We start from the raw sequence: 14,875 nt of genomic DNA, 5'->3' as shown, positions 1-14,875 counted from the left end.
GCGTGGTTGTAGTTTATGGCCCGTGCCTGTCCCGATATGGCAAAAGCTGAACAGGCTTGAGCTCGCCACCCACCACTACGAGCACCTTCAGCCCGGCAAAAAACTGGCTCTCTCATTGCAGTCGATATGACTGCCTGCCAACAGATTATCAATCCGCCCCAAATGCAAACAGGCTACCTTGAACCCAAGGTAGCCTGCTTCACATCTTGACTGCTACTGCTAGATGCTTAGTGCTTGAAGGACTCAGAACCCGTACCAGCGGCACGAGTGGCTGCCAAGGCTTCAGCAGCCAGGCGAGCTACTTCTTCGTCGCTCAGAGGCGTTACAGCGTCTTGCAGAGCCACCTCCAATACGCGATCAATCCAACGCACCGGAATGATCTCCAGCGTGTTCTTCACGTTATCTGGAATATCGGCCAGGTCTTTGACGTTTTCCTCTGGAATCATCACGGTTTTGATACCACCGCGTTGCGCTGCCAACAGCTTCTCTTTCAAGCCACCGATAGGCAGAACTTCGCCGCGCAAGGTGATTTCACCCGTCATGGCCACATCCGCACGAACCGGAATACCGGTCAAGCTGGACACTATAGCCGTGGTGATGGCGATACCGGCCGATGGACCATCCTTGGGCGTAGCGCCTTCAGGAAAGTGCACGTGCAGGTCGCGCTTTTCAAACACACTATTGGCAATGCCCCACTTCTGAGCACGCGAACGTACTACCGTGCGAGCAGCCTCGACCGACTCTTTCATCACGTCGCCGATCGAGCCCGTGCGCAGCACATTGCCTTTACCGGGCATGTCGGCTACTTCGATGGTCAGCAGTTCACCGCCCACCTCAGTCCAGGCCAGACCGGTAACCAGGCCAACCTTGTTCTCTTTTTCAGCCAAGCCGAAGGAGAAACGACGCACGCCCAGGTAATCGTTCAGATTCGCAGCGTTCACGACCAGGGTTTCCTGAGTCAGCGTCTTGTTGCGAGCCGCGCGCGTACCGGCTTGTGGATTGGCCACCAGCAGCTTGCGAACAACCTTGCGGCAGATCTTGCTGATTTCACGCTCCAGGGAACGCACACCCGCTTCACGTGTGTAGTAACGCACGATGTCGCGTACGGCATCTTCCGTCACTTCCAGTTCACCGTCGCGCACGCCGTTGTTCTTCATCAACTTGGGCAAGAGGTAATCGAAAGCAATGCGTACCTTCTCGTCTTCGGTGTAGCCAGACAGACGAATCACTTCCATACGGTCCAGCAAGGCCGGTGGAATGTTCAAGGTGTTACTGGTTGCCACGAACATCACGTCGGACAAGTCGTAGTCCACTTCCAGGTAGTGATCCTGGAAGGTGTGGTTTTGTTCGGGGTCCAGAACCTCCAGCAGTGCCGAAGAAGGATCACCACGAAAATCCGCACCCATCTTGTCGATCTCGTCCAGCAGGAACAGCGGGTTACGTACACCCACCTTGCTCATGTTCTGAACAACCTTGCCGGGCATGGAGCCGATGTAGGTACGACGGTGACCGCGAATCTCGGCCTCGTCACGCACGCCACCCAAAGCCATGCGAATGAACTTGCGGTTCGTTGCCTTGGCGATGGACTGACCCAACGAGGTTTTACCCACGCCGGGAGGGCCAACCAGACACAGAATTGGAGCCTTCAGTTTGTCGACACGTTGCTGAACAGCCAGGTATTCCACAATGCGCTCTTTGACCTTTTCCAGACCAAAGTGATCCGCATCCAATACTTCCTCGGCATTGCTCAAGGAATTATTGATACGGCTCTTTTTGCGCCAAGGCAGGCCAACCAGCGTTTCGATATAGTTGCGCACCACGGTTGCTTCGGCTGACATCGGCGACATCAGCTTGAGCTTCTTCATCTCCGACTCGGCTTTCTTGAGCGCTTCCTTGCTCAACTGGGCCTGTTCGATGCGTTTTTCCAGTTCTTCAACATCCGCACCGTCTTCACCTTCGCCCAGCTCTTTCTGAATCGCCTTGACCTGCTCGTTCAGGTAGTAGTCGCGCTGGCTTTTTTCCATCTGCTTTTTCACACGGCCGCGAATGCGCTTCTCGACCTGCAAGATGTCAATTTCGCCTTCCAGTTGCGACAGCAGGCTTTCCAGACGCTCCAGAGCCTTGGGCGTTTCCAGCATGCCCTGCTTTTGCTCCAGCTTCAGGGGCAAGTGGGCTGCAATGGTGTCGGCCAGACGGCCAGCATCATCAATCCCGGTCAGGGAAGTCAGAATTTCCTGAGGGATTTTTTTATTCAGTTTGACGTACTGCTCGAACTGACCCAGCACCGCACGGCGCAGGGCTTCTGTTTCAGCGGCATCACCGGCATCGCCAGGCACTTCAACGACCGAAGCCATAAAGTGGGTTTCGGCGTCCTGAACTTGCGTAATCCGCGCACGCTGCAAACCTTCGACCAGCACTTTAACGGTGCCGTCCGGCAGTTTGAGCATCTGCAAAATACTGGCCGCACACGCAATTTCGTAGAGATCCTCAGGGGCAGGATCGTCCTTGCCTGCGGACTTTTGCGCCACCAGCATAATGTTGTTGCCGGACTCCATAGCCAACTCAAGGGCTTTAATCGAGCGAGGCCGACCAACAAAAAGCGGAATCACCATGTGAGGGAACACCACTACATCGCGCAAAGGAAGCAGCGGCAGCTCAATAGGTTCCGTAGAAAGAATCTGGCTCGCAGACATAGTCATTTCCTATAAATGTCCTTAGACGCAAAAGGGAAGCCTGGGCTTCCCTTTCACGGTTTAACCTGTTGTAGCTCAGATTGTGGCGAATTTTGATATTTCAAGTAGGCCGAACGAACATTAAAACAGAACTTTGCCGAGTTAAAGAGAGACAAGCTTCTATGCTTAGTGGTGATCATGGATACCCACTCCTTTCTCTTTGCCTTCGCCTGTCGCCCTGTCTTGCCTGCGCTCTTCCAGCCAGGGCCAGACAGAGCACAAACAAGGAGATATCTCTAAGCTACTGCGTTCTTCAAGGGCGACTCAGTGTCACTGGCTTCACTATCGGACAAAGGGCGACCCAAAATCAATTCGGGTTTACTCTTTCCAACGATAGCGTCCTCGGTCAACACAACTTTACTGACGTCCTTGCGCGAGGGCAGCTCGTACATGGTATCCAGCAAGGCTTGCTCGACAATACTACGCAGACCACGAGCACCTGTACGACGCTTGATGGCGCGCTGGGCCACGGCACGCAGGGCTTCGGGCTGAACTTCCAGCTCTACGCCTTCCATGCTCAGCAGCTTCTGGAACTGCTTGACCAAGGCATTGCGCGGCTCGGTCAAAATGCGAACCAGTGCGTCTTCGCGCAGCTCTTCCAGGGTGGCGACCACAGGCAGACGGCCGACCAGCTCGGGGATCAGACCAAATTTGATCAGATCCTCGGGTTCAGCTTCAGCGAACAACTCGCCCACACCGCGTTCGGACTTGGCTTTAACCGAAGCGGAAAAACCAATACCGGATTTTTCAGTACGGTCGCGGATGACCTTTTCCAGGCCATCAAAAGCACCACCCACGATGAACAGCACATTGGTGGTATCCACCTGCACAAAGTCCTGATTGGGGTGTTTACGACCGCCTTGCGGAGGCACAGAGGCAACAGTACCTTCGATCAACTTGAGCAGTGCCTGTTGCACGCCCTCGCCCGACACGTCACGGGTAATGGAAGGGTTGTCGGACTTGCGGGAAATCTTGTCGATTTCGTCGATGTAGATAATGGCGCGCTGCGCTTTTTCCACATCGTAATCGCAGTTTTGCAGCAGTTTTTGAACGATGTTCTCGACGTCTTCACCCACATAACCGGCTTCGGTCAGGGTGGTGGCATCGGCCATCACAAAAGGTACATCCAGCATGCGGGCCAAGGTTTGAGCCAGCAGCGTTTTGCCCGAACCCGTAGGCCCGATCAGCAAAATATTACTTTTGGACAGTTCCACATCGTCACGGCCTGCTTTGCCGCTACGAATTCGTTTGTAGTGGTTGTACACCGCTACGGCCAAGGTGCGCTTGGGCGTCTCCTGGCCAATAACATACCCGTCCAGAAACTCTTTGATTTCCTGGGGGGTGGGCAAATCTTTACGTTCACCATCAGGAGTGGCGCCCGCCGCTTCGTCACGAATGATATCGGTACACAGATCAATACATTCGTCGCAGATAAACACGGACGAAGGTCCAGCGATCAGTTTTTTGACCTCATGCTGGCTTTTATTGCAAAACGAGCAATGCAGAACTTTCTCGTCGGCCGATTTCTTTTCGGACATAAATTTAAATTTCACTTCAGGATGGTAAAAGGACGGGAACAAGTCCCGCCCCCGAACAGCCATATTACTGCTTCAGATCGATCCCTGTGGGGACAGATGATTACTCGTCACGAGTGTTCATCACCTTGTCGATCAGGCCATAGGCCACAGCATCTTCCGCTGCCATGAAGTTGTCACGCTCGGTATCCAGCTCGATACGCTCGATAGACTGGCCGCAATTTTCGGCCAGGATCTTGTTCAGGCGCTCACGCAGGCTAAGGATTTCCTTGGCCTGAATCTGGATATCGGAAGCCTGTCCACGCGCACCGCCCGAAGGCTGATGAATCATGATGCGCGAGTTAGGCAAGGCAAGGCGCTTGCCCTTGACGCCCGAAGACAACAAGAAAGCACCCATGCTGGCAGCCATGCCGGTACACAATGTCGAGACTTCCGGCTTGACGAACTGCATCGTGTCGTAGATGGCCAGGCCTGCATAGACCGAACCACCGGGCGAGTTGATGTAGAGCGAAATATCCTTTTCAGGATTTTCCGACTCCAGGAACAGCAGTTGGGCCACGATCAGGTTGGCCGAGTTGTCATGAACCGGGCCCACCAGAAAGATAATGCGCTCGCGCAGCAGGCGGGAGTAGATGTCGTAAGACCGCTCTCCACGACCGGACTGCTCGATCACGATAGGCACGTAGCCCAAACCCGTAGGGGCAACGGATTGCCCCCCATGCATTGAGGCGTAGAAGTCGACAAAGGTTGACGACATTAGTTGGTTCCCATGATTTGGTCGAACGCCACCTCCTCGTCGGACACCTTGGCCTGGGACAGTACATGCTCGACGACGTTGTCTTCGAGTACAACTGCCTCAATCTCGGCGCGACGCTGGCGATCGGACAAGTAGTAGGCCACCACTTGGGCGGGCTGTTCGTAGTTCTGGGCAAATTCTTCGATGCGGGCACGAACCTGCTCGGGCTTGGCTTGCAGTTCAGCAGCCTTGACCAGCTCGGAGACCAGCAGACCCAGACGCACGCGGCGGGTGGACTCTTCCTGGAATGCTTCGGCAGGGATAGGCATCTTGTCTGCATCAGGCACGCCACGGTCTTTCAGTTCAGCGCGAGCCGAAGCGATGCGACCTTGCACGTCGTTGTCGACCAAAGCCTTGGGCACTTCAAATTCGCTGGCGGACAGCAAAGCGTCCATCACGGCGGATTTGTTGCGAGCGTGCACACGAGCCTTGATTTCGCGCTCGATGTTGGCACGGATGTCAGCCAGCAAAGCGGCTACATCACCTTCAGCCTGACCCAGGGACTTGGCGAATTCAGCATCCATTTCGGGCAGAACGGGCTGGGCCACGTCTGTCACGGTGATCTTGAATTCGGCTGTCTTGCCAGCCACTTCCTTGCCGTTGTAGTCAGCAGGGAATTCCAGGGGGAATGTTTTGGTTTCGCCAGCTTTCATGCCAGCAACGGCCGTTTCGAACTCGGGCAGCATGCGGCCACGACCTTGCAGGTACTGGAAGCCTTCAGCGCTACCGCCTTCAAAAGCGACGCCATCGATAGTGCCCACAAAGTCCAGAGTGATGCGGTCATCTTCCTGGGCTTCACGGTCAGCGCTGGATTCGTAGTTGGCGCGTTGCTTGCGCAGCACGTCTACGGTGCGCTGGATATCTTCGTCGGTAACGGGTGTCGTAGCACGCTTGATTTCCAGTTTGGACAGATCAGGCACGGCCACTTCTGGGTAGACTTCGAAGGTAGCGGTAAAGGCCATGGTGCCTTCAGCGGACTCGCCTTCTTTGGCTTCCAGATTAGGGGTACCGGCTACACGCAAATTGGAGTCCTGGATGACTTTATCCAGGGATTTGCCGATTTCTTCGTTGATGGCGTCATAACGAATTCCAGGGCCGTGGCTGCGTTCGACGACGGACAAAGGCGCTTTACCGGGACGGAAGCCCTGTACCTTGGCCGTACGAGCCACACGCTTGAGCTGGGCCTGGACTTGTTTTTCTACGTCGGCCACCGAAACGACCACATCGACTCGGCGCTCCAAGCCGGACAGAATTTCAACCTCGGGCTGCATTGAAGACCTATATTAAATTGAGTAATTGATAAGAGTAATCCGGCATTTTACCGGAAACTGGCACGGTAAATCCAAACAAACGTATTTTGAATCATAATTCCCTGTCAAGACAATACAGCCGTGCCGGACTATGATCCCTTACTTTACCTTCCCTACGCAAGACTGATATGCACATGAACACCCCTTTAGGCGGCATCCGGGTCCTGGAGCTGGGCCAACTGATCGCAGGGCCCTTTGCGGCCAAGATCCTGGGCGAATTTGGCGCGGACGTCATCAAGATCGAATCACCGAAAGGCGGTGACCCCTTGCGTAAATGGCGTTTGTTGCATGACGGTAACTCGGTCTGGTGGGAGGTGCAATCACGTAACAAAAAGTCACTTGCTCTGGATTTGCGACAAACCGAATGCCAGGAGGTGGTGCGTGCGCTGGTCAAAGAATGTGACATCTTGATCGAAAACTTCCGGCCCGGCGCGCTGGAAGAATGGGGTTTGGGCTGGGAAGACCTGAAAGCCATCAACCCTAGCCTGATCATGCTGCGCGTCTCGGGCTACGGTCAAACCGGCCCCTACAAAGACAAGCCCGGTTTTGGTGTGATTGGTGAAGCCATGGGCGGTTTGCGTCACCTGAGTGGTGAAGCAGGACGCCCGCCCGTGCGCGTTGGTGTCTCCATTGGAGACTCTCTGGCGGCCCTGCACGGCGTAATCGGCATCATGATGGCCTTGCGTCAACGCGAACAGAACAAAGGCGAAGGTCAATATATTGACGTGGCCTTGTATGAATCCGTCTTCAATATGATGGAAAGCCTGCTACCGGAATATTCCGCTTTTGGTGCCATACGCGAACCCGCAGGCAGCAGCTTGCCCGGCATCACCCCCAGCAACGCCTATGTCTGCAAGGATGGCAAATATGCCCTGATCGCCGGAAACGGCGACAGTATCTTCAAGCGATTGATGACCGCGATTGGCCGAGCCGATATGGCAGAAAATCCCGACTACGCCCACAACGACGGTCGCGCCAAAAATGCCGGTGTCATTGATGCAGCTATCGGCCACTGGGCCAGTGCGCTGGAACTGGACAAGGTACTGGACATTCTGGACCAGGCTGGTGTTCCGGCAGGCCGTGTCTACGACATCGCTGATATTGCTGCTGACCCTCACTACCAGGCCCGCGAGATGCTACTGGACAGCACGCTGCCCGACGGCACACCCCTCAAGGTCCCCGGCATTGTTCCCAAGCTAAGCAAGACCCCCGGCGGCATTCACCGCCCTGCCCCACACCTCGGTCAAGATACACAGGAAATACTGGATAAGCTGGGCATCAGCGCCGAACAGCAAGCCGACTGGCAAGCACGCGGCTTGATCGCAAAAAGCTCAAAACGCCGTTAAAACAAGGCGGTACAGAATCAGGCTTGAAGATGCAGCAGATGGCACCTAATCTATTTGCTGTTCAGGCATCTGGATTACTTGCCTGGGGTAGAAATCCACGCTAGAATCTACTTCTTTCGTGCTGCGAACGTGGCGGAATTGGTAGACGCACCAGATTTAGGTTCTGGCGCCGAGAGGTGTGAGAGTTCGAGTCTCTCCGTTCGCACCAGAGCATGAAAACCGTTGATTCAAAAAAATCAATTTTAAGCAAAATCAACGGCTTGGCTTTCTCTCTCTAATGGCTTTTGCTAGCCTGTTTTCAAGTACTCAACATCGCAGGCTCCATAAAGGCCCCACGAAAATAAGACATTAGCCAGCTTTGCCAAGCTCTCTTCTGGGTATCGAGCCCAGATAAAACTCACTCTGCAACAAAACTAGCCCCCCATATCGGGAAAGTCACATACTTCCGACTACACGGGAAGCGCAGATTTCAGCCGCACTACGAAAGAGCGGGCTTCGTGCTCAAGGGCTAATCGATCCGAGACTTCAATACATCTTGCGGATAGCTCTACGGCACCATACCTATGAAGCGCCCAGCCCTCTCAATGCCTAGAAGCAGTGCAAGTAAATCTGCTTGTCGGCATTCACTGCCTTTTTAACTTGAGAGACCGGGTCTTAGAGCACAAGAGCTACACACCACTTCAGAGCAGATAAGCCCCAAAACCCGCATGAAGAGAACAGGCAAACAGACACGAAAAGGCCGAACCCAATGTTTCAAAGGGTCCGGCCTTGAACGATCAACGCGACGCTTGCCTAGTCAGGCAAGCACGGGATCAAATAATCTGGATCTGGGTAGCGCAAGGGCCTTTTTGGCCGACGCCTGCAACGAAGGAAACTCGTTGGTTCTCTTCAAGAGATTTAAACCCGGAACCCTGAATTTCACTGTGGTGTGCGAAGAGGTCTTTACCACCACCCTCCGGCATGATGAAGCCGAAGCCTTTTTCGTTGTTGAACCACTTCACAATACCAATTTCTGTTTTCAATGTATGTCCTAAATATTCAGGGGAAAAATGTCCCTGACGACACTATGGTCGCTATCTGCAAATATAGATAGCACCGTTACAAACTAAATAGCCGAACAGGCACGCGACTCTGATCGGAGTAGTTCCGTGCAGGGAGCGATGGGCCAGGCTATACCACCACGATCAAGGCAAGCACACATCCCTGACACTAGCCACAACGCTTTGCAAAGCGTGTCATGGAACCCAAAATCCAGCCCGTAGATGATCAGCCTGAAGACACAGAACGACTTTATCGCCTGCACCAAAAAACGATATAGGCGTATGAAGCTTCACCTTCCCACATACCCAGCCAGATTCATCAGTTTTTTAAAAAGCCGTTTATCTCTGTACAAACCATAAAAAAAAATTATTAAAGGAACCAACATTTAACTCAATCAAGTCAAGGGTTCAAAGTTCCTTCCTGGAAGGTTTCCGAAAAACAAGTTATTGCCAGCTGGTGTCACTATTAGTAATTATGTTAGTCGGATACGCCCCCACTCAAGCGCAATCCACAGACCAAAAAAAAGCCGCTCTCATCAGAGCGGCTTTTTCAATTGAATACAGAACTACTCCTGCCTGTCATGTTTGCCCGGGAAATCACTAGGCCAGCGCATAGGCTTAGGCTCTGGATCGGGCTTGGGGGCCGGATTGGGATTGGGCACGGCATTCACGTCCTAACCTCCTTCACTAGCGAATTAAAAATGCAGAGCCTGCCGTTAATTGCCCTAAATACTATATCAATGAGCGGGAATTAACGAGCCCTCTAGTATTAACCCTAGCGAAACACAAAGATAGCTATCCAGATCAAGAATTATTTAAAAAGCTAGCCATGAATAAAAGACGTTAAGGAATACTTACCCCATCAGACCGAATTTATCCCCGACAGTTCCTGGCCACCACAATCCCGACAAGTGGCGCCACCGCAAACACCCCAAATAAATAGCTGGCGGCCTGACTCGTACCCTCTATTCCACCGGGATCAATTAATCCACCCGCATTTGCGATCATCCCTGCCAGAGCGGCCCCGGTTGCTGTCGCAAAAAGCTGAATAGTTGTAATCGAGGCTCCCGCCAATTCCTGCTCCTGGGGGGAAACCGCCTTCAAGACTCGCATTAACAAATGCGGCCAGGCTAATCCCACGCCCACGCCAATCAAGGCCAATGCCAGACAAATCGGAGCCAAATCCCAATACATTCCCCCACTCGTGACAGGCACCAAGACTGCCAGCCCCACCATGCCCAGCAGCCCAAAAATCGGACCAGCCAAAATTGCACGCTGAATGGCTTGCCCACTTAAGCCGGAACTGATGACGGCCCCTACCGTCCATCCCGCCCCCATCAAGGCGGCCAAATAACCTGCAACCAATGGGGATTGCTGATGCAAGATTTGCAGAAACAGTGGTGCAAAAACCTCGCCGCTGGTGACTGTCAGCACCAACAAAGACATCACGATGTACAAGGTAGCAATCGCAGAACGGAATTGAAACGTCCCCGACGGCAGCAGCTTATTAGGCGAGCGTTTCTCAACCGCTACCAAGGCCACACCCAGGATTCCGGCGAGTCCCAGGCTCAGGACATTTTGCAGCACATCGGACGAGGTACTACCTGTGGATATCGCCAGAACAGCAAGCGTCAACAGTGCCAATTGAATCAATGGGATAGATACCTTGGCCGCAGCACCACCCTGCTGCTCTCGCCTGGGCAACACGCCCGAGGCCAACACTGCAAAAATAACCGCAATCACGGCCACGGACCCAAACGCAGCACGCCACATTCCCCACTGCGCAAACATCCCACCGATAGCTGGACCTGTCAGCGTTGCGACGCCCCACATCCCTGAGACCAGGGCCATCGCTCGCGGCCAGAGTGGTTCATCGAACACCAGACGAATCATGGCGTAGGCCAAGGCAAAGAGAAAACCGCCCCCTACGCCCTGAACGAAACGTCCAAACAGGAGGATAGACATGGTCGGTGCCACCGCACAAATCACAGCCCCCACGGCAAAGATCACCGCCGCCACACCGTAGCTGCCTTTAGGACCTGTCAGCGCCAATAATTTGGGGGACAAGGCGGAACCCAGAATGGAGGCCACAACAAAAAGAGTGGTATTCCAGGCGTACAGATCGAGGCCACCAATATCCTGCACCACCGTCGGCAGAATGGTGGTCGCAATATAGACATTCACCGCATGTAAAACCACGCCACCTGCCAGAACAAGGGCACGCATGGCATTGGCACCCGACAGTAAATCTCCCCAGGCAGCCGCCTGACTAGGGGAGCCCTGCCCTTCATGGTCAGGCAACTGGAGGTCTGCCACGGGCATCTCGCCCACAGGGGCTTGCTGATTCTTCATAAAATCTCGACTCGTTCTTGATAAGGTAGCCCAGCCACTCAAAGAGCTTGCATGGGCAGGAGTCGTCCTTTATAAAACCTCATGTATAGATGAGGTCAAGAGATTCAGACACGATGAAAATCGACATTACGATCCCACTCTCTGTAGGCGAAGTGGCACGCCGCAGTGGAGTCACTATTGCGACGGTGCATCATTACGAAGCCAAGGGATTGATTCAGGGGTGGCGCAGCGAAGGTAACCAGCGCCGTTATCACCGGGAGGTATTACGCAAAATCTCGGTGATCAAAATTGCTCAACGCGCTGGCATTCCCTTAGCCACTATCAAGGATGCACTGGACGATTTGCCCACTGGCAAACCGTTGAACGCCAAAGACTGGGCGCAGCTCTCCACCCGCTGGCGCGACATGCTCAATGAGCGAATTCACAGCCTGACTCAGCTACGCGATGAGCTGGAGAGCTGTATTGGCTGTGGATGCTTGTCCATGACGAACTGTCCACTAAGAAATCCGGGAGATCAGTTGTCTTTAGTGGGCGAAGGAGCAGTGTTGTTGAATACTTATCACGCCAAATAAGCAACAAGCGGCTTGAGTGTGCATGACAAAACGGCTGCCAGATCTGGCAGCCGTTTCTGATTCCAATCACATCCGAAAAGGGGGAAAAAGTCACAAGCTCGTGCTAAATGACACCCCAGAAATACAGCAATGCAGGCAACAAGGCCGTCAAAACGCCTTGCACCGCCGAGACTAGCCCCGTCAAACGAGCAATAGGCTTATTCAGGACCAATAACAAGAAGAACATGAACCACAACACCGCCCACGACAGCCAGCTTACGACCTGCCAGTAATCAAAAATACGCTCGGCAAGGCTCAGGTTGGTCAAGGCCGCTGGCACAGCGATGCAGGCGACCACCAAGGAGTACCAGCCCAGCGCACGGCCATCACTGCCAGTGAAGGCGTTCACGCCCACCCAGAAATAGGTCAAGGCAAACAGGCCCAGGTAAATGGCCGACAAGGGGGAGTACACCGTGCTGTTAGCCGGATTCAGAATATGGGACATGCAGATAAAGCCCAACACGGCTGTGAACAGATTGACGATTGCAGCATCTTTTGCATCCACCAATCTGCCAGCCTGATGGCCTTCAGAGTAATAGAGACGAACACCATTAACGAACAGGCACAGGCCTGCAAACGCCAGAAAAGCGGCAACTAGCATTTTGAAGAGTTCCTAAAGAATAGAAGGCGGACACAGAACATGCCCGCAACATGATGTTGCACTCAGCGTGGAGGCGGAGCAGATCATAGAGCTTGGCTACGAAATCGCCATGCGGTTTTTTTTATAAGCTCTATAAGAAAAAACCACCAAAAATGAAGCCTCTCAAGCCATGAACAGCTTATTCAAGAAACTGCTCACTCCTGCTCGTTTTGGCCCCAGCGAGCCAACACGCGCACGTAGACCAACTGCGCCAGCAGCTCTACCAAAGTCTGCGTCAAAATGATGGCTGGCAGCAAAGGCAAAGCACCCGGAATCGCCAAGGCCAAAGGCAGCACCACCAAAGAATTGCGAGTCGCACTGCTGAAAGCCACGGCACGTCGCAAAGGGACGGCCAGACGCGCTTGCCGCGCCAGCATCCAGCCAATGATGGGGGCCAGGAAGGCGAACAGCACATACACTGGCAGCACGCGCCACAAGACATCCAGCGCAGGTTCCAATTGCCGTAAAACAGCAGCCACCACAATGAACAGCACCAAAGCAGTGGCCGGAACGGGCGCCAATCCCAAACCCGTCTGGATCTGCGCCCAGCGACGGTTTTTACCCGCTAGATATTGGGTCGCCCCCGCCAGCAGCAAAGGAATCAGAATCAGAAAAAGAAAGGCATCCAGAAACGGCCCCGCCTTGATATACACACCAAACTGCTCTCCCAGCGCCAGCTTCAAAAACACCGGCAGGAGCAGCATCTGCACAATCAGCAACACCGGTGTGGCCGCCAGAAGCACACGAGCATCGGCGCGACCTAACTGTGCAAAAGTGACGACGTAATCAATGCAAGGAGCCAGCAAGACCAGCAGCACACCCAAACGCAGCATGGTGTGATCTGGCAGCAAGGGCATCAGCGCAAAGACAAGAAGAGGGATCAGGCAAAAGTTGGCCAGGAGCAAAACGGCCAGAAAGCGCAATTGAGTCAGCGCTTTGCCTAACTGAGCGATAGGCACCTGCAAAAAGGTGACATACAACATGAACGCCAAGGCCGGGTTGATCCAGTCGATCAGGCCAGGTGACATTGGCCAGAGACTGGCCATCACTGCGGCCAGCAACATCGCCACAAAATAAATGGTGATTTGCCTGCGTTCCAAAAGCTCACGAATCACGGTCAGCACCCCGCTTTACTGCATACGTCCGGCACTGCCGTGAAAGGTTTTAAAGACCGCTGCGACGCAACCGTGCAGCAGATTGGCGGTTCAAGTCCCGCGCTTCGCGTTCGGCGTACTCGGTTTCACCGGGTTCATAACGGCCTTCGTGCATGCAGGACTCACGATCCCAGGTACATTCGTTAAAGAGTTTTGACACGGGGCCGCCGCCGGGTCTGGTCGTGGAGCAAGCCGCCATCAAAACAGCCAAGCTCAGCACCGCGGCACTCTGAAACAGTCGTCGAACCATCATGTTATTTTCCCCACGAAAAATCTTTATTGCATTGACCACACATCAGCACCAAAGCAGATGGCGGACACTAGACGCACTGTACCCCGAGGCCCTGAAGCGAGTCGATTCTTTGGGTGCCTAATTTGCAATTTATAACTTCCAGCCTTCAAGTGGATTGGCACCTCCACGTGGCAGCCCGATTTTTAGCCGGAGGTTTTCAGGCTGGAATCGGGCAGCAAATGCAAACCGGTGCGGCGTACAAACTCCTCGTAACTGATGGGTGGCCCCACACGCGTCGAGGCCTGATTCGCTTGCCAATGCACCCAGGAACGCCGTGTGGTGGCATCGTAAACCAGCTTGAATAAATGACTGGGAACAGCAACCTGACTGGAGCCTATCGTCGACGCATTGCGCTCGTACACAGGGCCAGTGAAGACATACACATTGCCCGCTGCACGGGAGACATATTTACGCGTATCCGCCTCGATCTTGTTCCAAGGACCGGCGTTGTGAATCTGGTTCTGCGGCACCATATTGGCCAGAGAAAAACTTTGAGCCATGCTTTGCTCAGAAGCCATATCCCCGGCTGGCGCCATATGCCCGCGTGAAAAACCCGAGCCCCGATAATCATTCAACTCGGCCCGCTCCGCCTGGGGCAAGCGGCCTTCCGCGTAAAAGCGATCGGTACGTTTCAACCCTTTGGCAGACTGAATCTGTTGCCGATTCAAGCGCTGCGCGACAAACACCGGGGTTTTGGTTTGCCCACTATGCAAAATCGCAAAAGAGCTGAAGCACAGCTCTCTTTGCGTGTACGCCATCGGCACCACAGGTCGTGAACCCGGAAAAAACTGGGGACATTGCGCAAAGGAGGTTTGGACATAGCCATCTACCGAAGCCGGTACTGGTGCACTATCCTGCTGGATCGCCGTGGGCCAACCCAGAGACACCAAAAACGGCTCAAGGCTTTGCCAGTTCAGGCCTTGGGGGTGAAGCCAGGCCGTTGCAATCCCGAAGCTGGTCAGGGCTGCGGCAAGGACAGACTTTAAAAATCGGGACGGGCTTGCCTGCCCGGCCTTCTTTCTACTACTGGGTTTTTTAACGCTACGACCTGTGTTCTTTCTGCTCAT

12 protein-coding genes and 1 tRNA gene are annotated in these 14,875 nt (G+C 54.0%); 3 read left to right on the top strand and 10 right to left on the bottom strand.

Translation table 11 applies throughout. From position 1 onward, the window contains the following. Positions 1–227: 227 nt before the first annotated feature. The 4 genes from lon to tig form a co-directional block, all read right to left on the bottom strand. Complete coding sequence (lon, locus tag JYG33_RS02410) at positions 228–2,693, bottom strand: endopeptidase La (protein WP_153229861.1); 2,466 nt, start codon at positions 2,691–2,693, stop codon at positions 228–230. Between the two features lie 275 nt (positions 2,694–2,968). Beyond that, positions 2,969–4,270: an ATP-dependent Clp protease ATP-binding subunit ClpX gene (gene clpX / locus JYG33_RS02405; RefSeq protein WP_207874015.1), complete on the bottom strand. Its 1,302-nt coding sequence runs from the start codon at positions 4,268–4,270 to the stop codon at positions 2,969–2,971. Positions 4,271–4,370: 100 nt separating this feature from the next. Continuing rightward, the gene (gene clpP / locus JYG33_RS02400; protein WP_279382246.1) at positions 4,371–5,024 is read right to left on the bottom strand and encodes an ATP-dependent Clp endopeptidase proteolytic subunit ClpP; all 654 of its coding nucleotides are present in this window, start codon (positions 5,022–5,024) and stop codon (positions 4,371–4,373) included. Further along, on the bottom strand, positions 5,024–6,334 hold the full coding sequence (tig, locus tag JYG33_RS02395; protein WP_207874014.1) for a trigger factor: 1,311 nt from the start codon (positions 6,332–6,334) through the stop codon (positions 5,024–5,026). The genes clpP and tig overlap by 1 nt, the downstream gene beginning before the upstream one ends. Before the next feature lie 173 nt (positions 6,335–6,507). Between tig and JYG33_RS02390 the strand changes: the two genes are divergently transcribed. Then, positions 6,508–7,719 (top strand): CoA transferase, encoded by a 1,212-nt coding sequence (locus JYG33_RS02390; protein WP_207874013.1) that lies wholly within the window; start codon positions 6,508–6,510, stop codon positions 7,717–7,719. A gap of 123 nt (positions 7,720–7,842) precedes the next feature. Further along, a tRNA-Leu gene (locus tag JYG33_RS02385) sits at positions 7,843–7,927 on the top strand. 604 nt (positions 7,928–8,531) lie between these two features. Here JYG33_RS02385 and JYG33_RS02380 read toward each other — a convergent pair. Together JYG33_RS02380 and JYG33_RS02375 are read right to left on the bottom strand one after the other, a co-directional pair. After that, positions 8,532–8,741: a cold-shock protein gene (locus JYG33_RS02380; protein WP_207874012.1), complete on the bottom strand. Its 210-nt coding sequence runs from the start codon at positions 8,739–8,741 to the stop codon at positions 8,532–8,534. An 891-nt stretch (positions 8,742–9,632) separates the two neighbouring features. Further along, positions 9,633–10,985 (bottom strand): MFS transporter, encoded by a 1,353-nt coding sequence (locus tag JYG33_RS02375; protein WP_243430326.1) that lies wholly within the window; start codon positions 10,983–10,985, stop codon positions 9,633–9,635. Between the two features lie 239 nt (positions 10,986–11,224). Here JYG33_RS02375 and soxR point away from each other — a divergent pair, with 239 nt between their 5' ends. After that, on the top strand, positions 11,225–11,683 hold the full coding sequence (gene soxR, locus JYG33_RS02370; RefSeq protein WP_207874011.1) for a redox-sensitive transcriptional activator SoxR: 459 nt from the start codon (positions 11,225–11,227) through the stop codon (positions 11,681–11,683). A gap of 103 nt (positions 11,684–11,786) precedes the next feature. On the opposite strand, the gene JYG33_RS02365 is transcribed toward soxR, so the two are convergent. The 4 genes from JYG33_RS02365 to JYG33_RS02350 all read right to left on the bottom strand — a co-directional run bounded on the left by JYG33_RS02365 (position 11,787) and on the right by JYG33_RS02350 (position 14,875). Then, positions 11,787–12,323 carry an AmiS/UreI family transporter gene (locus JYG33_RS02365; protein ID WP_207874010.1) on the bottom strand — a complete coding sequence of 179 codons (537 nt, stop codon included), beginning with the start codon at positions 12,321–12,323 and terminating at the stop codon, positions 11,787–11,789. A 194-nt stretch (positions 12,324–12,517) separates the two neighbouring features. Further along, positions 12,518–13,483 carry an arsenic resistance protein gene (locus JYG33_RS02360; protein ID WP_207875708.1) on the bottom strand — a complete coding sequence of 322 codons (966 nt, stop codon included), beginning with the start codon at positions 13,481–13,483 and terminating at the stop codon, positions 12,518–12,520. 43 nt (positions 13,484–13,526) lie between these two features. Further along, positions 13,527–13,769, bottom strand: a complete 243-nt coding sequence (locus JYG33_RS02355; RefSeq protein ID WP_207874009.1) for a hypothetical protein — start codon at positions 13,767–13,769, stop codon at positions 13,527–13,529. Positions 13,770–13,951: 182 nt separating this feature from the next. Continuing rightward, positions 13,952–14,875 carry a DNA/RNA non-specific endonuclease gene (locus tag JYG33_RS02350; protein WP_207874008.1) on the bottom strand — a complete coding sequence of 308 codons (924 nt, stop codon included), beginning with the start codon at positions 14,873–14,875 and terminating at the stop codon, positions 13,952–13,954.

The sequence above is a fragment of the Alcaligenes sp. SORT26 genome, assembly GCF_017377875.1.
GTDB lineage: Bacteria > Pseudomonadota > Gammaproteobacteria > Burkholderiales > Burkholderiaceae_B > Alcaligenes > Alcaligenes parafaecalis.
Note: the sequence above shows the minus strand (reverse complement) of the source record. Positions and strands in the feature narration are given on the sequence as shown.

Excerpts from the sequence above, each read along its gene's own strand:
- soxR (WP_207874011.1), top strand. The coding sequence starts at position 11,225 with ATGAAAATCGACATTACGATCCCACTCTCTGTAGGCGAAGTGGCACGC.
- JYG33_RS02355 (WP_207874009.1), bottom strand. The coding sequence starts at position 13,769 with ATGATGGTTCGACGACTGTTTCAGAGTGCCGCGGTGCTGAGCTTGGCT.
- clpX (WP_207874015.1), bottom strand. The coding sequence starts at position 4,270 with ATGTCCGAAAAGAAATCGGCCGACGAGAAAGTTCTGCATTGCTCGTTT.
- tig (WP_207874014.1), bottom strand. The coding sequence starts at position 6,334 with ATGCAGCCCGAGGTTGAAATTCTGTCCGGCTTGGAGCGCCGAGTCGAT.
- JYG33_RS02375 (WP_243430326.1), bottom strand. The coding sequence starts at position 10,985 with ATGCGTGCCCTTGTTCTGGCAGGTGGCGTGGTTTTACATGCGGTGAAT.
- JYG33_RS02390 (WP_207874013.1), top strand. The coding sequence starts at position 6,508 with ATGAACACCCCTTTAGGCGGCATCCGGGTCCTGGAGCTGGGCCAACTG.
- JYG33_RS02350 (WP_207874008.1), bottom strand. The coding sequence starts at position 14,875 with ATGAGCAGAAAGAACACAGGTCGTAGCGTTAAAAAACCCAGTAGTAGA.
- clpP (WP_279382246.1), bottom strand. The coding sequence starts at position 5,024 with ATGTCGTCAACCTTTGTCGACTTCTACGCCTCAATGCATGGGGGGCAA.
- lon (WP_153229861.1), bottom strand. The coding sequence starts at position 2,693 with ATGTCTGCGAGCCAGATTCTTTCTACGGAACCTATTGAGCTGCCGCTG.
- JYG33_RS02365 (WP_207874010.1), bottom strand. The coding sequence starts at position 12,323 with ATGCTAGTTGCCGCTTTTCTGGCGTTTGCAGGCCTGTGCCTGTTCGTT.